Origin of the sequence: Pseudobacillus sp. 179-B 2D1 NHS (assembly GCF_045370945.1) — a bacterium.
Classification (GTDB): Bacteria; Bacillota; Bacilli; order Bacillales; family Domibacillaceae; genus Pseudobacillus.
Window position 1 is genome coordinate 304,043 of the sequence record NZ_JBIQDP010000002.1, and the last position, 23,091, is coordinate 327,133.

General features: G+C 41.2%; 20 protein-coding genes. 3 read left to right on the forward strand and 17 right to left on the reverse strand.

The features are described 5' to 3' along the window. Nucleotides 1–47: 47 nt before the first annotated feature. From ACH0BF_RS03785 to ACH0BF_RS03810, 6 genes are all read right to left on the reverse strand, one after another. Nucleotides 48–605, reverse strand: a complete 558-nt coding sequence (locus tag ACH0BF_RS03785) for a helical membrane plugin domain-containing protein (protein ID WP_340855357.1) — start codon at nt 603–605, stop codon at nt 48–50. After that, nucleotides 598–3,534, reverse strand: coding sequence for a formate dehydrogenase subunit alpha (fdhF, locus tag ACH0BF_RS03790; protein ID WP_406908882.1), 2,937 nt, complete (start codon nt 3,532–3,534; stop codon nt 598–600). Before fdhF ends, ACH0BF_RS03785 begins: the two co-directional genes overlap by 8 nt. 232 nt (nt 3,535–3,766) lie before the next feature. Beyond that, nucleotides 3,767–4,495, reverse strand: coding sequence for an amino acid ABC transporter permease (locus ACH0BF_RS03795; protein ID WP_340855359.1), 729 nt, complete (start codon nt 4,493–4,495; stop codon nt 3,767–3,769). A gap of 26 nt (nt 4,496–4,521) precedes the next feature. Further along, nucleotides 4,522–5,220 carry an amino acid ABC transporter permease gene (locus ACH0BF_RS03800; protein ID WP_120036578.1) on the reverse strand — a complete coding sequence of 233 codons (699 nt, stop codon included), beginning with the start codon at nt 5,218–5,220 and terminating at the stop codon, nt 4,522–4,524. A gap of 95 nt (nt 5,221–5,315) precedes the next feature. Continuing rightward, nucleotides 5,316–6,164 carry a transporter substrate-binding domain-containing protein gene (locus ACH0BF_RS03805; RefSeq protein ID WP_406908863.1) on the reverse strand — a complete coding sequence of 283 codons (849 nt, stop codon included), beginning with the start codon at nt 6,162–6,164 and terminating at the stop codon, nt 5,316–5,318. A gap of 18 nt (nt 6,165–6,182) precedes the next feature. Beyond that, nucleotides 6,183–6,935: an amino acid ABC transporter ATP-binding protein gene (locus ACH0BF_RS03810; protein ID WP_406908864.1), complete on the reverse strand. Its 753-nt coding sequence runs from the start codon at nt 6,933–6,935 to the stop codon at nt 6,183–6,185. A 194-nt stretch (nt 6,936–7,129) separates the two neighbouring features. Between ACH0BF_RS03810 and ACH0BF_RS03815 the strand changes: the two genes are divergently transcribed. After that, complete coding sequence (locus ACH0BF_RS03815) at nt 7,130–8,293, forward strand: acyl-CoA dehydrogenase family protein (protein WP_406908865.1); 1,164 nt, start codon at nt 7,130–7,132, stop codon at nt 8,291–8,293. A gap of 541 nt (nt 8,294–8,834) precedes the next feature. Then, nucleotides 8,835–9,818 (forward strand): GMP reductase, encoded by a 984-nt coding sequence (gene guaC, locus ACH0BF_RS03820; protein ID WP_120036574.1) that lies wholly within the window; start codon nt 8,835–8,837, stop codon nt 9,816–9,818. 67 nt (nt 9,819–9,885) lie between these two features. On the opposite strand, the gene ACH0BF_RS03825 is transcribed toward guaC, so the two are convergent. The 6 genes from ACH0BF_RS03825 to ACH0BF_RS03850 form a co-directional block, all read right to left on the reverse strand. Next, on the reverse strand, nt 9,886–11,232 hold the full coding sequence (locus tag ACH0BF_RS03825) for an MATE family efflux transporter (RefSeq protein ID WP_340855370.1): 1,347 nt from the start codon (nt 11,230–11,232) through the stop codon (nt 9,886–9,888). Then, on the reverse strand, nt 11,229–11,696 hold the full coding sequence (locus ACH0BF_RS03830) for a GNAT family N-acetyltransferase (protein ID WP_406908867.1): 468 nt from the start codon (nt 11,694–11,696) through the stop codon (nt 11,229–11,231). The genes ACH0BF_RS03825 and ACH0BF_RS03830 overlap by 4 nt, the downstream gene beginning before the upstream one ends. Nucleotides 11,697–11,797: 101 nt before the next feature. Continuing rightward, a complete protein-coding gene (locus ACH0BF_RS03835; protein WP_406908869.1) occupies nt 11,798–12,358 on the reverse strand; it encodes a TetR/AcrR family transcriptional regulator in 561 nt (186 codons plus the stop codon). 150 nt (nt 12,359–12,508) lie between these two features. Further along, nucleotides 12,509–13,765, reverse strand: a complete 1,257-nt coding sequence (gene cypC / locus ACH0BF_RS03840) for a CYP152 family fatty-acid peroxygenase CypC (RefSeq protein WP_120036570.1) — start codon at nt 13,763–13,765, stop codon at nt 12,509–12,511. Nucleotides 13,766–13,959: 194 nt separating this feature from the next. Then, nucleotides 13,960–14,763 carry a VOC family protein gene (locus tag ACH0BF_RS03845; RefSeq protein WP_406908883.1) on the reverse strand — a complete coding sequence of 268 codons (804 nt, stop codon included), beginning with the start codon at nt 14,761–14,763 and terminating at the stop codon, nt 13,960–13,962. Nucleotides 14,764–14,874: 111 nt separating this feature from the next. Beyond that, complete coding sequence (locus ACH0BF_RS03850; protein ID WP_406908870.1) at nt 14,875–15,459, reverse strand: LysE family transporter; 585 nt, start codon at nt 15,457–15,459, stop codon at nt 14,875–14,877. A 113-nt stretch (nt 15,460–15,572) separates the two neighbouring features. Here ACH0BF_RS03850 and ACH0BF_RS03855 point away from each other — a divergent pair, with 113 nt between their 5' ends. Continuing rightward, nucleotides 15,573–16,127: a helix-turn-helix domain-containing protein gene (locus ACH0BF_RS03855; RefSeq protein WP_340855377.1), complete on the forward strand. Its 555-nt coding sequence runs from the start codon at nt 15,573–15,575 to the stop codon at nt 16,125–16,127. Between the two features lie 121 nt (nt 16,128–16,248). On the opposite strand, the gene ACH0BF_RS03860 is transcribed toward ACH0BF_RS03855, so the two are convergent. From ACH0BF_RS03860 to ACH0BF_RS03880, 5 genes are all read right to left on the reverse strand, one after another. Further along, nucleotides 16,249–16,467, reverse strand: coding sequence for a hypothetical protein (locus ACH0BF_RS03860; protein WP_406908872.1), 219 nt, complete (start codon nt 16,465–16,467; stop codon nt 16,249–16,251). A 674-nt stretch (nt 16,468–17,141) separates the two neighbouring features. Beyond that, entirely contained in the window at nt 17,142–18,860 is a 1,719-nt protein-coding gene (locus ACH0BF_RS03865; protein ID WP_340855381.1) for an FTR1 family iron permease, read from the reverse strand. 12 nt (nt 18,861–18,872) lie between these two features. Beyond that, the gene (gene efeB, locus ACH0BF_RS03870) at nt 18,873–20,144 is read right to left on the reverse strand and encodes an iron uptake transporter deferrochelatase/peroxidase subunit (protein WP_406908874.1); all 1,272 of its coding nucleotides are present in this window, start codon (nt 20,142–20,144) and stop codon (nt 18,873–18,875) included. 5 nt (nt 20,145–20,149) lie between these two features. Beyond that, nucleotides 20,150–21,019, reverse strand: a complete 870-nt coding sequence (efeO, locus tag ACH0BF_RS03875) for an iron uptake system protein EfeO (protein ID WP_120036564.1) — start codon at nt 21,017–21,019, stop codon at nt 20,150–20,152. Nucleotides 21,020–21,516: 497 nt separating this feature from the next. Then, a complete protein-coding gene (locus ACH0BF_RS03880; RefSeq protein WP_406908876.1) occupies nt 21,517–22,869 on the reverse strand; it encodes a glycosyltransferase family 2 protein in 1,353 nt (450 codons plus the stop codon). Nucleotides 22,870–23,091 lie beyond the last annotated feature (222 nt).

The window sequence follows — 23,091 nt, forward strand, 5'->3', positions numbered from 1 at the left end:
GAGACAAACCGGTACACTCGCTAAGCGGAGTACCGGCTTGCCCTTCTTTAATTTAACCATCCTTTTTTCTTTAAGATTAGAAATCCCGCTAGAGATAAGCCAGCAGTCGCCAACCATCTACTGCGTCCTTTTTTTTGCTTTTGTGTTTTCTCCGTTTCCATTGCTCCTTTTAAAAAAGAAATCAAAAAGAGCAGCGACTCTTTCCAATTTGTCTGTTTAAAAAGCTGAGCGAGAGAGCGGTCTCCCTCACTCCATTCCGCTACCTCATCCAAACCGCTATTCAGTCTTTCAATGATAGGGCCAAGCTTCTCAACGTTTAACTGACCGAGCGTACCGATTAAAAGCAGCCCGTTTTTTAGCGTTTTTGCCGCTCCCGGATTATCCATTGCCTTGACGAGCACATCAAGCACTCTGTCCCCTTGATCAAATAGGCCAACCGCTAAATCCATGCCGCCGCTTTTATAGACTTTATCCAATACATTCATAAAGGCCTGAACCGCCTCTTTATGCTCAATCAGCATCGCTTCTATTTCCTGTAAATCTCGCTGCCGCTGCTCTTCTTCACTTAGCTCCATGCGTCGGATCTGAGTAATTGCTTTAGCCACGCTTTAGCACCCCTTTCTTTACGAGATCGCCAGGAAAGATATAATCAGGACGTGCCCATTTTTTCTCTACTTCTACACCAATCTGCGGGTTTGGATTGCCTCGTCGGTGATTGATACGCGGAAGTGGATCTTCGCCTGTTTGTTGGATAATCTCCATTTTAGCTTTTACTTCTTTATAGGCTGGTGTGTCCGTATCTTTATCGGCCCGACTGCTCGTTAAGTAGTTAATGGCGCCTTCCCCTGAATCATTCATTGGCAGGTACACTTCTTTTCCTTTTACTCGGTCGGTCACATGGCAAGGCACCTTCACACTTCCGTACGGTGATGTTAAACGGACAACTGTTCCATTCTCAAGTCCTCGCTCTTTGGCCAACTCTGGTGACACTTCCAGGAAGACACTTGGAGTTTTGGATGAAATCCCTCTTGATTTGTACGTTAAATTTCCCTCATGGAAATGTTCAAGGAGTCGACCATTATTTACTTGAATATCATATTCCTCTTCATATTCTATCGGCTTAGTCCACTGTACAGGGAAGAGTTTCGCTTTTCCATTCGGGAACGGGAACTCCTTTTCAAAAAGGAGCGGAGTGTCTGTTCCGTCAGCTGCTACCGGCCATTGCAGCGTATTGTATCCCTCTAGTCGTTCATAGGTCACTCCTGCGTAAAGTGGCATTAAGCTTGCAGCTTCTGCCATAATTTCACTTGGGTGATTATACTCCCAGCCAGCGCCGAGACAGTTAGCAATTTCCATAATAATCTGCCAATCCGGTTTTGACTCACCAAGTGGTTCAAATATTTGATACAACCGCTGGATGCGGCGCTCTGTATTTGTAAATGTACCTTCCTTTTCAAAAGAAGGAGCGGCAGGGAGTACAACATCCGCAAATTGAGCCGTCTTGGAAAGAAAGATATCTTGAACAACGAAGAAATCTAGTTTCTCAAACGCTGCATGCACGTGGTTTATGTTAGAATCAACCATCGCCATCTCTTCGCCTTTTATATACATGACTTTGACGTTTCCGTTATGAATCCCTTCTACCATTTCATGATTGTTCAAGCCTGGCTTTGCCGATAGGTTTACGCCCCACCCTTTCTCATATTTAGCGCGAACTGCATCATCCTCTACCTTCTCATAGCCTGGGAATCTTTCTGGCATGCTGCCGAAATCGCTCGCTCCTTGTACATTGTTGTGTCCACGTAAAGGATAGCTTCCTGCTCCTGGCTTTCCATAGTTACCGGTTACAAGCAATAAATTCGAGATAGCTGTGCTCGTATCGCTTCCGCCAAGATGCTGAGTGACACCCATGGCCCAGAGGATACAGGTGGAGGAGGCTTCATGAACGGTTTCAGCAATCTTGATGATCTGTTTCTTTGGAACACCGGTAATTTTTTCAGCATATTCCATTGTGTATGGATTGAGGCTTTTAATATATTCCTCCCAACCATCTACACGTTTTTTGATAAACTCTTTGTCTGCCCATCCCTTGTCAATGATATATTTCGTAACCGCTGAAATCCAAACAAGGTCCGTTCCTGCTTTTGGTTGAATAAATAGATCAGAGCGCTCCGCCATTTCATGCTCACGCAAGTCAGATACAATTAACTTCTGCCCTTTTAACTTGTGCGACCGCTTCACTCTTGTTGCAAGTACCGGATGCGATTCAGCCGTATTTGACCCAACAATTAGAACCAGACCAGCTCTCTCAATGTCCTTGATTGTTCCTGAATCCCCGCCGTAGCCAACCGTTCGGAAAAGCCCCATCGTTGCCGGTGTTTGACAATAGCGTGAACAGTTGTCGATATTATTGGTTCCAATAACACCACGGGCAAGCTTTTGCATTAAATAAGATTCCTCGTTCGTACACTTAGATGAACTGATAAAAGCAAAAGAATCCGGTCCGTGCATTTCTTTTATTTCTGTAAATTTTCTCTTTATTAAATGAAGCGCCTCTTCCCAATCTGCTTCACGGAATGTATCACCTTCTCGAATAAGCGGCTTCGTAAGACGCTCTTTACTGTTTACAAAATCCCAGCCGAACTTCCCTTTCACACAGGTAGAAATCCCATTGGCCGGTGCTTCTACCTGTGGCTCAACTTTCAAAATTTCCCGCCCTTTTGTCCAGACATCGAAACTGCAGCCGACCCCACAATACGTACAAACTGTTTTAGTTTTTTTCACGCGGGCCTCTCTCATAGCTGATTCCATATCAGAAACCGGCATGATCCAGCTATAGCTCGTCTCTATATTTTTCGTTAGTTCAATCATTGGGCGGAGCGTATCTTTCGCAAGGCCTGTTAAATAACCTGCCTCGCCAACCATTCCTTTTTCCATCATGGCGTTGCAAGGGCACACCGTTGAACAATGCCCGCACGATACGCAGGATGACTCGTTAATATCAACACCGTGATCCCAAATAACGCGCGGACGTTTGAGGCTCCAGTCAATCGATAGCGTTTCTGTTACCTGGACATCCTGACAGGCCTCTACACAGCGCCCGCATAAAATACACTGGTCCGGATCATAGCGATAAAAAGGATTTGAGTTATCTACTTCATAGGGCTTTGGCGTAAATGGCTCGCTCTGATGTTCAATTTTCATTTGTTTTACCGTGTTATGTACTTCGCAGCGGCCATTATTATAATCACACACCGTGCAGTACAGCTCATGATTATATAAAATACGATCCATTGCGAGGTCTTGTGCCTTCTTTACCTCTTCAGAAGCCGTATTGATCACATCTCCATCGTGAATAAAAGTAGAACACGACCGGACAAATTCTCCATTTACTTGCACAATACATGTATCACAAGTTTCAATAGGCCCAAGGGAAGGGTGATAGCAAACACTCGGTATATCGACCGATTGCTTCTTAAGCGCTTCCATAATGGTCATTTCTCCTGGTATGCTTACATTCTGATCATTAAGCATAATATTTACATAATTCCCCACAGAAAGAACCCCCTCTTTTTTATGATTTTGCTGCGAATGTCCCTTTATTGCTGACGAATGGTCAAGCAAATAAATAAGTCAAAACAGAACAAACATTCTGTTTTTTGCCCATACTTTTTTTAAAAGTACCCTCTTTTATAAGCAATAAACAAAAAAGACAGCAATTGCCCGCCTTTCTGAAAAAGGCAAACAATTGCTGTCTCGTATACACTTATAAAGTGGCGGCTTTCAAATCTGCTCTCGCTTCAAAGCGACTCATTTTTCTTTCAAGTCTTGAAAAAGCAATTTCACATACTAAACAAATTGTCCAATAAATGATAGATGCTACCAAGTACATCTCCAAAAAGCGATAGCCATCATTGGCAATGATCCTCGAAATCGCCAAAATCTCCATGACTTTTACTGCAAAGGCTAAAGAAGTTGCTTTAATCAAATTAATAAACAGGTTGCCCATGTTTGGCAAAGCGACTAGAAATGCCTGAGGAAGAATGATCCGATATAACCCCTGGGCTGTCGTCATTCCAACCGAATAGGCAGCTTCCATTTGTCCAGCGCTTGTTGCATTAATGGACGCCCGGAAAATCTCGGCCTGGTAGGCTGTCGTATTGATTGTGTAAGCAATCAATGCATAAATGAGCGGGGAAATATTATCCGCGTTCAATTCCCAGCCAAAACGAGGATTCAAATAATCGAGCAGCACCGGAACACCATAAAAAAAGACATACAGCTGAACGATTAATGGAGTTCCTCTTATAAATGAAATATAAAGAATAGATAGCTGATTTAACACAGGTACTTTGTATATTCTCAAAAGAGCGATTCCTAAACCGAACAGCAGCCCTAATGCCATGGCAACGATGGCTATCGTCAATGTCCACGGTACTCCTTTTAATACAGCGGGCACTTGCTCTAAAGCAAATTTAAAGTCAATAATAGCCACAACTCATCACTTTCCTTAGAAAAATATTACTTTGATAAACCGACATGTCCTTTTTTAAACATTTTTTCGGCGAAGCTGATAATCATTTCGATGACAATACAAGCTCCCCAGTAAACGAGAGAAATGACGATATATACTTCAAACATTCCCATCCCGTGATTGTTCCCCAAAATGATGCGCACCTGCCCCATGATATCAATGATGCCAATTGTGAAGGCAAGTGACGTATCTTTTAATAACTCAATTATGTTGTTGCCTAGGTTCGGTAAAGCGATCACAAACGCCTGCGGCAGAATAATTCTTCTTAAAGCTTGCGAGTAGCTCATCCCCACACTATAAGCTGCTTCTAACTGTGCTTCACCGACAGCTAAGTAAGCTGAACGGATCACTTCTGATAAATAGGCAGCCGTATGAAGTGAAAAAGCAAGAATCACAAAGATTAGACGATCCCAGCTGTTAATATCAATATTAAATACTAGCAGCAATTGCGGAAGCCCGAAGTAAATAAGAAACAACTGAACCAAAAGCGGCGTGCATCGGGTAAATGATAAGTAAAAAGTGGCGATTTGATAGAGAACGGGCTGCTTTTGTATGCGGATAATGGCTATCAGTACGCCTAAAATTAAAGCAAAAATCAATGAAACTCCCATCATAAATAACGTTAAGGGAAGCTTGTCCAGCACTTTAGTAAATAAATCAATCCAATCTTGCAAGCTTGTACTCATCTTTCTCTCCACCTAAACAGATCATTAAATTAATAAGATAAAATTCACAAATATAATTTTCCGGAGTAAGCGGCAATCGCTCATTCCGGAAATGATTATTTTTTATATTCAAAGCCTTTTTCGTTAATGTACTCAAGATCCTTAAAAATATCGATATCGAACCACTTCTCGGCAAGCTTAGGAAGGGTGCCGTCCTTAATCAGTTCCTCTGTCGCTTTATCCATTTCCTTAGCCAATTCTTTATTTTCTGAATCAAACACAACATAAATCGGCTCTTTAGAAACAACTCCTGCCACCTTTAAATCCAAATTCAGATCTTCCTGAACCGCATCAAATGTAGTTTTATTAAGAAACACTGCATCTGCTTTTCCAGCTGCTACACGCTTTAGGTTATCCGCATTTGAAGGATGATCGATGCTTTCAATTGTCACCTGGCGTTCTGGATGGCTCTTGTTATAACCGTTTAAGATCGAGCGCAGTCCGCCGCTTGGAGACATAGGCGCGAGTTTTTTACCGACCATATCATCCATTGTCTTAATGTCTTTTCTATCTTTCTTTGTAATTAGCGTGGTAAGAGAGTAGCCGTACTCATGCTGCGGATAAAGGAATTTTTGTTCTCTTTCCGGATTTTTAAAAAACCAATTAATCGCAAAGTCAAACTTCCCTGTATCAACGCCGACTAAATTCGACTCTTCTTCACCAAAGGTGTATTCAAACTTATATTGTGGCAGCTTTTTTTCTATTTCTTTTAAATAATCCATATCGTAGCCGATCGGATTATTCGATTCATCCGTATATAAAAACGGCGGATTGACCTCATCACTTAATGCCACTTTAATAATTTGTTTTCCATCTTTCGTTTTTCCACTTTCACTGTTGGAGCAGCCAGCAATCACAAAAACGGAAACGGCTGCTAAAAAAAATGTCAACCAAATGCGCTTCATCTCTATGTATTCCCCCTATTAAATTTCATATTCTGGCTCTCTGACAAGCCTTTTCAAAAATTGCTTTGTTCGCTCATGCGTTGGATGGGTTAATACTTCATCAGGCGTTCCTTGCTCGACAATCACCCCGTCAGCCATAAAAACAACACGATCAGCTACTTCTCTGGCAAAATCAATTTCGTGAGTGACGATGACCATCGTCATTCCCTCACTGGCGATTTTTTTCATAATAGAGAGCACTTCACCGACCATCTCAGGATCAAGAGCAGATGTCGGCTCGTCAAACAAGATAACAGAAGGGTTTAAGGCAAGTGCCCTGGCAATGCCGACCCGCTGCTGTTGTCCGCCGGAAAGCTGGGCCGGATAATCATTTATCTTCTCACTCAGACCTACCTTCTGAAGCAAACTAACACTGAGATCGCGGGCTTCTGTGGCTTTCATTTTCTTTGCGACAATTAACCCCTCCATTACATTTTCCAGAACAGTTTTATTTTTGAATAAATTATAGTGCTGGAAAACCATGGCTGTTTTGCGTCTCAACGTCAAAATGTCTTTTCTTGAAGCGTTTTTTCCTTCAATTGAAAACCCATCGACAGAGATGGTCCCTTCATCTGGCCTTTCTAAGTAATTAATGCAACGGAGAAGAGTTGTTTTCCCCGATCCGCTCGGCCCGACAATAACTAATACATCCCCTTTATTCACTTGTAGATCGATCCCTCTTAAAACAACATTCTTTTTAAAGCTCTTTTTAATATTAGTTAATTCAACCAATCTAACTCCCTCTCTATCAGCTCAATGAATATATCCAAACATTAACATAACAATTCCGGGTTGTAAAGTTGGTTTTTAAAATCTATAATAGAATTGTAGAATAATTGGGAATTTAATTGCTTGACGTAGGAAACGAATAGGTCTTGAATGGAAAGTAATTGAAGTTAACCGATTTTATTAAGGAAGTGTGGAATGTGTCCAAGGAATTATTTATTAGAACAAGCCTGCAAAGAGAGTGGCTGGAAAAATTATTGAAGCATGAGAAAGATTTTAAAGAAGATTCACAGGAAAACGATAAACAATCATCCTTTCCTAAGAAAAATGTCAACACGCTGGTTGAAATGGGTTATACAAAATTAACCTTGCCTGTCGAATATGGGGGCGAGGGCATCAGGGTGACTGACATGGTACTTCTTCAGGAAACCATCGCGAGCTTGGACAGTGTAACAGGATTAGCGATCGGCTGGCATCAAGGGGTTGTTGGCGAGCTGTATGAAAAAGAACTCTGGGAAAAAGAAAAGCTAAAGTCCTTTGCTCAAGAAGTGTTGAACGGCGCTTTAGTGAACAGGGCAGTAAGCGAAGCGCAAACCGGCAGTCCGACCCGTGGTGGCCGTCCTGGAACTAACGCAGTGAAAAAAGGCAGCAAATGGGTGATTTCCGGACAAAAGAATTTTACAACAATGTCACCTGTATTAACGCATTTTCTCGTATCCGCATGGGTCGAAGAAAAACAAGGAATTGGCTTTTTCCTTATTCCGAGAGATTCCAAAGGGTTGTCTATCAAAGAAACCTGGGATGTCATCGCCATGAGGGGCTCTGAAAGCCACGACCTCGTATTGGATCATGTAGAAGTGGCGGAGGAAAGCTTCGTAGAATTAAATCACGGACCAAGAGGTGACAAGATAAATGGCTGGATTCTGCATATCCCCGCCTGTTATTTAGGCATCGCCCAATCCGCTCGTGATTATGCACTGAAATTCGCTGTGGAACATTCACCAAATAGCATTAGCGGATCGATCAGCCAGCTGCCAAACGTGCAGAGTTTGCTCGGTCGCATTGATCTGGAACTAATGAAAGCACGCCATTTCCTCTACAGCGTAGCGGAAGCTTATGACGATGCTGAGCGCCGGTCTCATATAACGAATGAACTGGCAGCTGCCAAGCATATTGTAACAAATTCAGCTATTACGATCGTTGATTTGTCCATGAGACTAGTCGGTGCTAAAAGCCTGCAAATGTCTAACCCACTCCAAAGATATTATCGGGATGTAAGAGCTGGGCTTCATAACCCGCCAATGGATGACATAACGATCTCAAAACTGGCGCAAACCGCTATTAAAGAAGCAGAAAATAAATAAATCTTCCTTCTCAAGGCAGCTAAGTCTGTGGAAAAACTAGGCTTCAGCTGCCTGTTTTTATTGGGGGTATGATTTATTCTCCTTCCAGGATAATTGCTCGTCTCCTCTCAGAGTAACCGCTTGAAGAATCTTCAAAACGGGCCGAATAAGTAATCGTGCACAGCGAATAATAAACAAAATTGTGCCTGCTAATTTAGCTGTTTCCTAAAGAAAAAGAATACTTCCTACCAAAAATCAAATACCAATCATGATTTCATTTGCTAATCAAATCAAGTGATAATTTCTATTAAAAAACAGTCCGTACTTTCCGGCCTTCAGCTCTATGTATTCTTCTGTTTCTTTACTTTTGGCATGTCACTCCTCCCTTCCCCCTGTCTATCTTTATAAACGATTTTTCTCTCTGATTTTTTAGAAAGATGCCGCTTTTCACATCTCTTTCACATAAAAGCTTTGACATCCCCTCAAAAATGAGGTACATTACCTTTTGGACGAACATTTTTTTATCAAAAATATTTAATATTCGTTTTTAGGGGTGTTAATCATGGAAAATGTGTTTGATTACGAAGATATTCAATTAATTCCGGCAAAATGTGTTGTAAATAGCCGCTCAGAATGTGATACAACTATCAACTTTGGCGGGCGGACATTTAAGCTGCCTGTCGTGCCTGCCAATATGCAGACAATTATAGATGAAAAAATCGCTGTTTACTTAGCCGAAAACGGTTACTTCTACATTATGCACCGCTTTAAGCCAGAGGAACGTCCAGCTTTTATTAAAGACATGCATTCACGTGGACTATTTGCCTCTATTAGCGTAGGCGTCAAAGAAGAAGAGTACAGTTTTGTTGAACAGTTGGCTGAAGAACAGCTTATACCAGAGTATATTACGATTGATATTGCCCATGGCCACTCTAATGCGGTAATAAAAATGATCCAGCATATCAAAAAACATTTGCCTGAAAGCTTCGTTATTGCAGGAAACGTCGGCACACCAGAAGCGGTCAGAGAGTTAGAAAACGCTGGTGCAGATGCAACAAAGGTTGGCATTGGACCAGGTAAAGTATGCATTACTAAAATTAAAACTGGATTTGGAACTGGCGGCTGGCAATTGGCTGCGTTGCGCTGGTGTGCAAAAGCAGCAAGCAAGCCAATTATCGCTGACGGCGGAATCCGTACCCATGGGGATATCGCTAAGTCTATTAGATTTGGCGCATCCATGGTAATGATTGGCTCATTATTTGCCGGACACGAAGAATCTCCAGGAGAACTTTTCGAGCAAGATGGAAAGGTTTATAAAGAATATTTTGGGTCCGCTTCAGAATTCCAAAAAGGTGAAAAGAAAAATGTAGAAGGCAAGAAGATGTTTGTAGAATATAAAGGGCCTTTACAAGATACGTTAACTGAAATGGAACAAGATCTTCAATCCTCTGTTTCTTATGCTGGAGGAACGAAGCTGGAAGCTATTCGCAATGTGGATTACGTCGTTGTTAAAAACTCTATTTTCAACGGTGACAAAGTTTACTAATTAGTGTTTATATAGGACCAAAAGCGGCTCTCCCTAGATAGGGAGAGCCGCTTTTCATTGTTTCATCTTATCTTTGCACGGCCCTTACTTGCGCCTTTCGCTGATACAATAAAATGCTGACAAAGACCAAAAATTCAGATGCTGGAATGGCGAGCCAAATACCATTCACTCCTAAAAGCGGCGGCAAAATGAGCAAAAAGACGAACATCACAACAATTTCGCGGGCAGCTGTAATCCATATAGCCATGCGGACATTGCCGACAGATTGATAGTACGTCATCATTACAAAGTTCGTTCCTGTAAAAAGATAAGCAATGAAAAATAATTGGATGCCCAGAGTCGCAAGAGCTGTTACATCGGAGGAAAAATCACCAAATATTGAAACGATCGGCCCGGCCGCCAACTGACCAATAAAGAAAAAAGCAGCGCCTGCCAATATAGCAGTCAAACTGGCTTTTTGAACGGTTTCTCGCTTTCGCCTTTGATTATCAGCCCCATGGTAATAACTGATGAGCGGCTGTATCGCCGATCCCATCCCGAGAAACATCATCAGCATGACACTATGCACATAGTTAAGGATAGAAAAAGCGGCGACACCGTCTGTCCCGGCAGTCCGTTCAAAAGCAACGTTGTGGGAAATAGTAAAAACTGAGATACCTATTTCAGACAGAAAACTCGGAAAGCCGATCACAATAATCAGCCAAAACAGCTTTTTATCAAAGGTAAAGCGCACGATTCTTAAATTGCCTGATTTCTTCAAAAAGTGGCTAGCCAGCACGAGAATAGCAAGAAAGGCTGCGATTATGGTGGCGGAAGCAGCACCTGCCACTCCAAAGTCGAAAATATATAAAAATATATAATTAAGGATAATGTTTGCAGAGGCCGATACGACAAGCGCAGCCATCGAAAGATTTGGCGCCCCATCATTACGGACAAACACACTAAACGTATTTTCAATAGTAAATACAAAACCAAACAATAAAATGACATATAAATAATCCGACACATATGGAAAGGTATCTTGATTCGCACCAAGCGCATAGGCAAGAGGATCGCGAAGTAAAAAAGCAGCCAATCCAATTAGCAGCGTAAATAGAAAGATTGAAAACAGAGCATGTGTAAAAATTACCCGGGCCTCTGCTACTCTTTTTGCTCCCATAGCCATGGAATACTTCGTGGCTGCTCCAATACCAATCCAAAGAGACAGCGCTACGAAGATTGTGTAAACAGGAGCAGCAATTCCCACTCCCGCTAAAGCTTCAGGTCCCAGCCTGTTTCCTACCATAATTCCATCGGCCACAATATTAACAGCCATCAATAGCATGCCAATCATAGACGGAAGCAAATAACGCAGAAATATGCGTCCGACAGGCTGCGTATCTAACTGATGAAATGCAGAGGTTGATGAGCTCATTCTATGCTTCTCCTTACTACGTTAAGTTCCATAACAAGTCCACAAACTAAACCGGCTTCATCCTTTTCTCCATTTAATGTAAAACCAAACTTTTCATATAAATAACGGGCTTTTGTGTTTCCGGGATAAATACTTAAATATATGTGATCGCAATGGTAGTGCTGTTGGATTTCTTTAATTAAAGGTGAAAGAAAGCGGCTTGCATATCCCCTGCCCTGATACTTTTGATCAATCATAAAGCGGTCGAGCCATACACGTCTGGTTGTTTTATCACGCCCGTACATGGCATATCCAACAAGCCGTTCACCATCATATAAGCCGACAGACTTCCAATGCGGTTCAAATTTAGATTGAGCCAAAGAAAACAAATTACTTTCAATAAAATCTTTTTGATGATCATTAACTGATAAGGAGGCTACTTCCATCCAGTTATCAGCTGTTACCTCACATATACGGAGGCTCATACTTCCATCTCGCTTTCAAAATAAATGTAAAACAACAAAACTATTTTTGTTTTATTAGTTTTTTATGGGAGGAAAAAAACCGGACTAAAAAGCCGGATTCTTCATGCTCGATCTTTTTTAACTAAGCCAAATAATAAAATATCCACAATGGAGTCTAACGCCTCCGTAACCGTTATACTATTTTCCAAGAAAAATTGACGGTCAAGAGTAGAGTTTGTTGCATCAATAATCAGTTTAATAAGCAAAGAGACATTTTGATCAATAATCAACCCTTCGCGAATCCCTTGTTCAATCAATTGACGGAGCGCATCCCACTGGTTAAGCGCAGTATGAATTCTTTCCCATTGCTCTGGATAAGACTTCTTCATTTGATCTAAAATCTTCCAGTCATAAAATTCATTATATTTAGGAACGACAGTAATAACCCCTTTTATTTTTTCCAGGAGTGACAATTCTGGATCGCGAACAATGGCTTCGGTTTTTTCATCAAATTCAAATAAACTAGAATCAATGATTGCATCTAAAATTTCCGTTTTTGAAGAAAAATGTTCATACAGCGTGCGCTTGCTAATACCTAGCCTTTTTGCTAAATCATCCATCGTGAATTTCATGCTTTTATCATGAATCTCTTCAAGAAAAGCTTTCATAATACGAGATTTCATTTATCATCCTCCTTACAAGAAACTAAAAAAACAAAAAAAGTTTTCATCGTTTAAAAATAGTATAAACCATCCTTTCGGAAGATGCAATGAATCACTATTCCTACAAACGATCCTCACACAATGTCAGGATCGTTTGTAGAAGTTTTTCTCTTAGACAAGCTGGACATTCTTGATGATAAACCGGCTCTCAGGAAGGGATGGAATTCTGCTCATATCATAAGTTAAATCCTGCTCTGGCACATCGTATGCGACGTTCTTCGTTAAAAACTTCAGACTTTCCTTCATTACAAGAACAGTAACCCACTCTCCCGCACAACGATGTCCCATATAATGGTCCCCTCCGCCTTGCGGTATGAAAGAAAATGGACTCTCCTTCCACTCTGCAAATCGCTCTGGCCGGAACTCTTCCGGGTGATCCCAAAGATCTGGATGGTGGTTTGTTCCGTAAATATCAAGCAGTACCAATGTTCCTTTTTTAAACTCGTAATCCTTCCACTTAAAGTCCTCTCTCACCCTTGCTCCCACAAACGGGCCAAACGGGTAGAAACGGCGGACCTCCTGAACAAACAGGTGGCTGTAATTGTCTTTATCCGCTTTTACTTTTTCTCTTACTTCCGGATAATCATGCAAAGCAAGAGCTCCAAACGTAACGAAACGACCGATCGCAACAATAGGTCTTAAGATATTGATCAGTTCAATGGCGGCCATTCGATCGTCAAGCATTTTCCCATTTAAGTCCCGATGCCAAGCGATAATGTAAGCCGCTGTATGTTCAGGAGGTTGCAACTTTTTAGAGCGAATTTGCTTAATCACCTTTTCAATCCATTTTTCTGATCTCGCACGCGCCTGCTTTCCCTCCCGATATCTTCCGCCAACAGCGGCAAAAGTATCAATCATTATTCCAAAATCAGCCGCTCGCTGCTTCACTTCTACTTCTGTAATCGGCACTCCTGCCCATTCGCAGGCAATCCGGCACATCACTTCCTCTGCTTCATGAAACAGTACGATTTCGCCTCTCTGTTTCCATTCAGGGGCTTTCGCCTGCCACTGCTGTTTAGTAATGTTTGCGAGGTCATCGAGACGTTTAGGTGTCATCATAGATAGAAACATCCGCTTTCGCTGTTTATGCTCCTCTCCATCCATTGTTTGAATGGCCTTCTCCCCAAACAACGTTTTTTGTACACGCTTTGGTGCCGCTCCCTTTCGTGTAAACAAATTTTCATCATAAAAAACAGCAGCGGCCTCCTCGCCAGCTATGCAGATGGCCTTCTGTCCAAGAATACGTGTTTGAAAAATATCAGACTGCAGCTCGCTGCGTCTTTCAGGAATAAACTCATACCCTTCCGCCAATAGAGCGAGTGTATGATCAAGCCCTTTTTCTTTAGGAATTGAACGACTGGATGCCATTAAGATCAGCTCCTTTAAAATTAGTTATGTACCTTCTTGATGCACAAACAGCCTTCTTCTCTGTAAACAAGCTGCCAGCTCTACAAAAAAGCAGCTTAAGCATTATCTTACCCTGACTTCTTCTTGATAAAACGAAGGTTCCCGCCAATAAAAAAAGACGTAGAGAGCTGAGCTTCTACATCTCTTTTAACCCATTAAATTTTCTCGATCTGATAAATGCCGCCAAATAAGCTAAATGACTCGCTCTTAATTGGGCTGGAAAGGGCTACTTGGAACGGTCTCTCTCCTCTCTGGCGAAGGACATCTGCCACGATTCCCTCACCGATCGGGCTTCCAAAAACTAATCGCCCGCCTTGAAGCTCTAATGACTGACATTTTGCCTGTAAGACCTCATCAATAAAGACCTCGCCAGCTTCTAGCTTCAGCCACTCCGCCCATTGTCCAATCTTTTTTTCCAAGTCACGGACAGCAAATGTAACATGAGAAAGTACAGCTTTAGAAGGATGCGGCTGGATGACCTTCCTCTCTATCAGCTCCTTCTTTCTCTCGGCGTCTTCCTCTTGCCATTGAATAATAAACGGCAGCTCCATCCCGCCGGCCGGATCCCCTATATAAAGAAGCTGCCATTCAACAAGGCTACCATCAGGGCGCTTGCGGCTAAAAGACTCTGGACCATAAATCGTTAATCCTTTGTTCTTGAAGTGCTTTGCTGCACCTTCAATATCCGTTGTTCGAATGGCTATGCGGGAAAAGCCTTCAGTGAATTGTTCTTCGGCAACTGTTTCAAGGAAGCTATGTTTGGGGTGCTGCGTTTGCCGCACAAGCTCTTTGTCATATGTACTTAAAAGTTCAATATAGCTTAAATCAAAATAACTGACCGCATTGTATGTTCCCCTGTTTTCATGCACCCCGCCTTCAACAGCTGCAATTCCTTTCTCTTTCAAAAAGGCGATCGCCTTCTCTGGCTCTTCCACAAAGTGAACAAGATGATCAAACATAAAATTCACGGTAATTCCTCCTTCTCATTCCAATCAGAGTTTTTCTTCATTATACTGCTTTAGAAAAACAGATGGTTTTTTCCTGCTTGAAATCCCCCTCTGCTCATGACTCTATTTAACAAGAATGGAAAAAGCACTGTATACCAATAAGGCGGCCATTACTGCATTAAACGATCGTCTGTATTTTACCAAGAACTTTTGAAAAACCGAACCAAACAGGCTCCAGCTAAATGTGCTCACTATACCGACCATTCCTAAAAACAATGAAAAAAGAAAATAGCTGGAGTAGGAAGTGTAGTAAGGAAGAATGAAGGTGGAGACGACTGTAATACCAAAAAGGATGCCTTTCGGATTGACAAATTGCACCAAGACGCCTATTAAGAAAAAGTTTTGTTTATCTTGATTATTACTATTAGTATTTCCCTTACTCGTAAGTATTTTAAAAGCTAAATATAGCATGTAGACTACACCAAAAATAGTTAAAGGAAATTCAATGATTGGCATGACAGTTGTAAGAAAAATATTAAAACAACTACATAATAACGCGATAATAAAAAACCCAACACCTACTCCTAAAGAGAATTTAACTGTTTTTTTCATTCCATGTTTATTGGCAAACGCCATTGCCATAAAATTGTTAGGCCCCGGGGTAAAACTGGTAATAATCACAAATAGCAAGAAGGAAAATACAGGCATTTCAAGCTCCCCTTTCACGATATATGTTATAATGTCCGAAACAGACAATATAACGTCGTGCTTTTTATTATACAAAATAAACGTTATAAAGCACAATATATAGGAGGGATTTGATGGAGGAAATTCATCTTATTCTTGCAAAAAATTTAAAGGCTATTAGGGAAAAAGAAAAATTAAGTTTGGAAAAAGTCTCTCAATTAAGCGGAGTAAGCAAAACAATGATCGGGCAAATTGAAAGAGGAGAGTCAAGCCCAACACTAACAACGATTTGGAAAATTGCTAACGGATTAAAGGTTTCCTTTACCTCTCTCATTAATAATCCGCAGCCTGATACTAAAGTAGTTTTAAGAAGTGATATTCAAGTGCTGGATGAGGACAACGGCAGATATAGAGTATACCCCTCCTTCCCCTTTCAAGAGGACAGGCGCTTTGAAGTTTACTCTGTTGAGATTGAAAAAGAAGGACGATTAAATTCTCAGGCTCACAAAGAAGGAACCGAGGAGTTTATCACAGTTTTCGATGGAGAAGTAACCATTTGTGTCAGCGAAAAAAGCTATAAATTAAAAAGCGGCGATTCAATCAGATTTAGAGCTGATAAGCCCCATACTTATTATAATTCTGGAGAAGCATTAACCCGATTAAGTATGACTATCTATTATCCAAACTGAGCAAATTCTCTTCTTCTTCTCTTGCTCAACAAAAATATAACCACCCAAAAAAGCCTTACTTCCTCTAAATGAAAGTAAGGCTTTTGATTAAATTTTTATGATTCCTTTACTCCTAGCTGTTCTATTTGCTCAACGTCTTTCTCCGCAAATACCACAACGGGATGAGCCCTTTATCAGGAAGCGTAGCAACGATCCCTTTCTTGAACCATGACTCCAGCTCCCTGCTCTTTCTATTCTCTGCTTCTTGAAAAGACTGTTTATTCGATGTCTTTTCTTTCGCGTTTACGTTACTAGCTTGAAGTGAGAGAATACCCTGATTCCAGCTACTAGCGTTTTTCATATTACATTGCCTATTATTTGCAAGGATGGACCTATACAAATAAAAAAATCGCTCCACATTGTCTGGGCGATAAACCTGTTCATCTTTTAGTTGTTTTATATGAAATAATGGATGAGTCATTCTCAATTCAAATAATGATTAGGCCTTCGTACATCTTGCTCTTTATTTATAAATGTTGGAACCCATTAAAAATATACAAGAAGAACATTGATCTTCAATGCCTGTGCATGTAGTGACTACGTCTTTCTTTCCCGAGGCCTGGCCAGTGTACGATAATTCTTGGTTAACAAGCTGCCCGACACACGGACAATAGGTTGTCCAGCGCCTTAATTTATATTTTTCCATCATTTCCTGCTTTTCTTCTTCTCCCCTTTACTTTTTATTAACACTTCCTTATACCCGGCCCCTCTCAAGATAAACTCCTTTCTCTTATTCGCTCAGCCCTTTCTCCAAATAATAGAGTACCTTAATCGCACCTTATTTTACATTAGGCAATAAAGGCTGAAATTAACCAGAAGGTTTACAGAGCTACTTAACAGTCAATTTTAATAGGTTAAGTGCCATATCAAAAACCGCAACACCTTGTAAAAGGCATTGCGGTCATCGTAAACATCATCCTTGATAAACAGGAACGCAAGGAACTAAGAATTAGATTAAAACTATATTTCTTTGATTCATGCTCTCTTATTCATCCACATAGCAGTCATTGCTATAATAGCGAGAAGTACCAATTGGGGAATAATCGTTTCCCATGTCGGATAAAAGCCGATCCAGCTAACAATCGGCAAGCTGTGTATTTGTGTCGTTCCAATATGGCCGGTTAACTGTAAAGCATGAATGCTCATACCTAATATCTTAAACGCCAGGAAATAAATTAAAATGGTGGCAATCTTAAAGAAAGGGCCAACAGCAATTTTTGTACTGTAACGGATGAGCAAAAAGGCGAATACACTCAAAATAACAAGAGCAAGCAAAATACCGGCAAGCAATTTGCCTGTACTTATTGATGGGGCCATCCCCATGTAGAAGATAACCGTTTCTGCTCCTTCTCTAAAAATCGACAGGAAGCTGACTAACGCCATCGAGATAATACTTCCTGTTGAAAGAGCGGTTCCCATTTGCTTTTGGATATACTGGTTCCATGCTTTCATGTTCGATTTTTGATGCAGCCAGACACCGACACCGATCATCATAACAACGGCTATAATTCCAGTTACTCCTTCAATCGTTTCCCGATTAGCCCCTGCTGTGGCTGCCGAAAACATAATATTAATGACTACAGCAGCTACAACACTCATAATGATTCCTGCAAGAGCACCGAGCCAAATCCATTTTTGATGTTGCGAAGCATTAGCTTTTCGTAAAAAGGCAATCAAAGCGGCTACGATCAGCAGTGCTTCCAATCCTTCACGAAGCATAATCAATGCAGCATCCCACATGGTGTAACTTTTCCCCTGCAATAGCTCAATCGATTGCTTGTACTCATTGATCTTCTTTTGCTGTTTTTCCACCACATTTGCATCAGAAGAAGAAAGCTTTCCGGCAATGATCGGAATATCACTTTCCAGCTTGGTATATAAACCGCCGTTTCGCGTTCGAACGTCCCCTTCAACTGACGGCCAAACTGTTAAGAACTCCTGCAAGAAAGAAACAGCTTCTTTAGGCTGATTATTATCAATGGCTTGATCTGCTTTCCCTAACAAATCAACTAATGTGTGTAAAGAGTAATTGTTATTGTTAGCTTTTATCTCCCTGCCAGAGACAAATCCATCTACCGCTTCTGCCAACTTGTCGTAGATGCCACTAATTTGCTCAAAGTCTTTCTCATCTTGTAACAGTGCTATTCGGAGAAAGCCCAACTGGGTTTCGATTTGCCCATAATAAGCAATACTTTGTTCGCGCACAATACTTTCGTTCCGGTTCCATGTCGACAAACACTTTTGGTATTGGGCATAGGCTTCCTCTGCATCTTTGTTTTTAATAGCTGTTTGTAAATCAGCTAAAACAGGCATAAATGCCGACTTCACCTCAAGTCGCTGTTCTTCTTCATCGACTGGGTTTTGTTCCTTATCAAACGCTACTAGCGCATGCGACATATCGGATAAAGCAGCGAGCATCGGTTCTTTTTTATGTTTGCCTGCTACTTTATTTACCTGCAAAAGGGCTTTATCTACTTTTTTTGCTTCCTTGCTGTCCGTTTGATCTACTTGTTTCCAATCTTTATTCAATTGAGCAACAAGTGCATCTACCGCTTTCCAGTCCTCTGCTTTTGTTTTCATCATGGCATCGCCGACTGAGATAAATAAATCGCTGTAACTCTCCTCGGCGTGTACGGGTTGTATAGGAGAAAGCATATACAACAGCAAACCGAATAGGATAACAATCTTTTTCATCTAACCCTCTCCTTAACCAAACAACTCCGCTCCAAGGTAGCTCCCCTTTTTCACGCCTGGAAAACAGGCAAATAGTGCACTTCCACGATGCGTAATATATTCGTTCAATTTGTCCGCTCGGCCAAAACTATTTTGGATATTAATAAATTGTTTCGGATGCTTTTGAAACGATATAAACAACAATCCCGCATCGAACGTCCCCGTATTCGGATGGATTCCGTCTGAGTAGGAGAATGAACGTCGCAATAGACGGTCCTTCACTTGCCTTGCCAGATATACATGAGAATCAACAGGAACAACAGGCTCGCCGTTTTCTTTGCGTTCAAGTCCCATATCTTCAAATTCGTCCTCTTTCCCAAGCGGGGCGCCTGTGTCACGGTGCCTGCCAAATGTGGCCTCTTGTGCCGATAAAGCCGTGCGATCCCACGTCTCCAAATGCATTTGGATTCGTCTCGCTACTAAATAAGTCCCCCCGGCCATCCAGCTTTTTGATTCTCCCGGCTGAACCCAAACGACTTCATTCATTTCTTTCACATTGTCCACATTTGGATTACCAGTGCCATCTTTAAACGCAAATAAGTTGCGCGGCGTTAGTTTCTTCTTATTTTTCATCTCATAAGAGTTAAATCCCGTTTGCGACCAGCGCATCGTTACTTTTCCCCTTGCTGCGCGGACTAAATTACGCACCGCATGAAAAGCGACCTGTGGATCGTCTGCACATGCTTGAATGCAGATGTCACCGCCGACATAATTTGGGTCCAACTGATCTTTTGGAAAATGAGGGAGGTCCACTAGTTCTTTCGGCTTCATCTGTTTCAACCCGAGTTCTTTTTTCTCAAACAGGCTCGGTCCTACCCCGAATGTCAATGTAAGATGGGAAGCATTAAGCCCTGCTGCTTCTCCCGTATCTGCTGTAGGAAGCAGCTTATTCGCCGTATAAGGCTCCACCAGTTTGCCATTCATTAATTGAACACTGTAATTTGTCCATAGCTGAAACATTTCCTTCAATTCTTTTTTAGATTTCGCGGTGCAGTTCAGCGAGACAAAATAGACATGCTCCGGATTCTTCGTTAAAATACCTGGCTGGTGCTTACCGTAAAAATTAATTTTATTAGCTGCTGTTTGATCGTCATCAATAAACGGGTTCGCTCCAAAAGCCGTTAACGCCCCTGTCAGACCAGAAGCGCCGAGGATGACCCCGGCTCCCCCGATTCCGGCAAACTTTAGCACGTCACGCCGAGACACTTCTTTTTGCAAGATGGATTTTTCCTCTTGATTGCTCATTTATCTCACTCCACAACAATGGCCATTTGGCTTAAAGGTTCCCCTAAATGATCGACAGCTTCCGATAATGCTTTCGTATCTTCTTTCGTTAATGTTTCGTAAGACACATATCCGCCTTTTCCATCTTCGTACTTAGCTAGTAATCCATTTAATGTTCCAAAGTTTTCTTCTAATGTTTTAGCAAGCTCAGCATCTTTTTCTTGTAATTTTGGCTTAAAAATCCCGAAAATTTTCTCAGCGCCTTCAACGTTGGCTTTAAAGTCGTACAAGTCAGTATGAGAATAAATTTCCTCTTCTCCTGTAATTTTTGATGTAGAGACCTCATTTAATAAATCAACGGCCCCAGTAATCATTAAATCCGGTGTTACATCAACTGTTTCAACTTTTGCACGAAGCTCTTTTACATCTTTTAATAATTGATCGGCCACGGCTTCATATCCTTTAGTCGTTCCGTCAACCCAAAGACCTTTTTCAATTTTATGGTAGCCGGACCACTCTTCTTCTCCTTGCCCCTCTTCTTTCACGTCTGCCAAACGAGCATCAATGCGTGGATCCAGATCGCCGAAACTCTCTGCAATAGGTTCTGAACGTTCAAAATACATCCTTGCTGGTGCGTATAGCTCTTTCGCCTTCTCTACATCACCTGCTTTGACTGCTTCTGCAAACGCTTCTGTCTGAATAACAAATTGGTCCAGCTGCTCTGAAGCAAATTCCTTGTAAGTATTGACTTCTTTATCCAGCTTGTTCGCTTGCTCTGCTTTCAAGCCCTGACTCGCTTCTTTGCTTTCCGAGTCCTTTGACCCGGCATCTCCACACCCAACTAAAAGACTGCTTGACAGCAATAAAATCCCTACATTTCGGACTATTTGATTCATTTGTGAGACCCCTAATCTTGTATTTTTGTATTCTGATGATTATTAATGATAATCATTGTCAATTATGTTGTCAATGTTGTTTTTTACCGGTTATTTTAAAGGAAACAATCTATCTCATTCTCTCTTTAATTTCCTCTCTTCGCATAGGGTCAGCCACTTAAAAAAGGAGGGCAACAGTCCGTTTATTATATATACTTGAGTGTTGATTTTCACTGCAGACAGGCGGTCCGTAAGCCTCCTCGTCTCGTGCACCCGTTCGAGTCTTCATCGGGAATCGTTTATCCCAGCTGCTGCTCCCTTCTTCTATACTATGGGCTAACTTTAGAGCTTTAAATATTACACATGCGTACAAGTAATAGAAAATGAAAAAGCAGCAAGCAGAGAAGTCTCCTTTTCTGCTTGCTGCCGGTTATCCAAACATCCTTCTTTCTTATCAAAGAGTTGGAAAAAACCCTCTTCCGCATTAAAAACCGTACGGTGGCTTTATGGAAGTCCACTTATTGCCACACACGTTTTAACTTAAAAAGCTCCTGCAAATATCCCCATACAGAAACTGGAGACATAATCATTTGATAACAGAGAATAAATAAAATGAATCCTCTCTTGTTTTTTCTTACTCTTAAATGAAGATTTTTAAATACATACTGTTTCTGGTAAATGTACAATGAGCCGTAACTGACAATAGTTAAAGGTAAAACGAATAAAGTCATAGGACCCACAATCCAGTAAAAACCAAAAAAGGCTAAAATCAATCCAGGAATCCAACAAAATGTATAAATGAAGTCTAAATAAGGCATGATCAAGTTAATTCCCGTTAAATATTTGGTATATAATTGTGGCTGATTCCATGGCTTCACTTCAATTAGTCCTTCGATCATCCCTCTTGCCCACCTAGAACGCTGCTTAACAAAGTGATTAAACGTAGGAGGCACATCTGTAAAAGCTACAGCTAAAGGTTCAAAATACACCTTCCACTCGTTACGTAACAGCCTCCAAGTTAATACGATATCTTCGCCAATTGCATCAGGCCACCCTTGAACTTCTCGCACACATTCTGTTTTATACAAGCTGAAAGCCCCCTGTGCGACGAGTGTACCTTGATATAACCCTTGCAATCTCTTTATTGAGGCAATCCCAAGAAAGTAATCCCACTCCTGTATTCTCGTCCAAATTGTTTCTCGGCTATTGCGAACAAGCATCGATCCAGCTACTGCACCTACATTGGCAGGGCTGCTTTCTATCCTTGACACTAGATAACGAATAGCTGATGGATGGAGCAGCGTATCTGCATCAAGAGTAATAACATAAGGCGTGGTTACATACTGCAATCCTTTATTCAACGCATGGAACTTACCAGGCTTAGCCTCATGCAAGAGGGTAAGATTTAAATTCAGCTCTTTCTTCGCCCTCATAACTTCCTGGCAGGTATGATCTGTTGAGTTATTATTGATGACAACCGTATAGATTTCTCCATCATAATCTTGATTAGCTACATATTGAAGGGTGTCAAAAATCGTCGCTTCTTCATTGTAAGCGGCAATAAGCAAGGTTACCGCATCAGTTGGATGTTCATCTTTTAATGTTGGCTGCCGGTCTAGTAATAAGCTCATTATTAGAAAGGCATTCATGTAACCTGGAACGTAAGCGATTCCTCCAATAATGAAAAGAGCTAAAGGAAAAGAGACAATGGAAGACAAGTTCTCCAGCCAAGGCAATGAAAGATAAATAGAAAAAAGCATCCATCCAACAGAAACAGCATGGCTTATCCAGAATTTCATCTTAATAGATATGTAGAAATGATTAGCTTTTGGTTTAAAACTAGGTCTGATAGGTGATAAATTTGGTTCCATCCCTTCCCTCCTTCATGTCTTTTAACCTAATCTATTCCCTTATAATGGAACTTAATGACTATCTTAACATAGAACATCTCCTTCCTTACAGTTAAAAAATAAAATTTTTGTCTGCACAAAAAACCTCCTTATTTTAATAAGGAGGTCAGACTGTAGACAAACTCAATGAAATTCTAGAGTTTGTCTACAGTCCTTTTTATTTTGCTTGTGAATGGGGGCTGT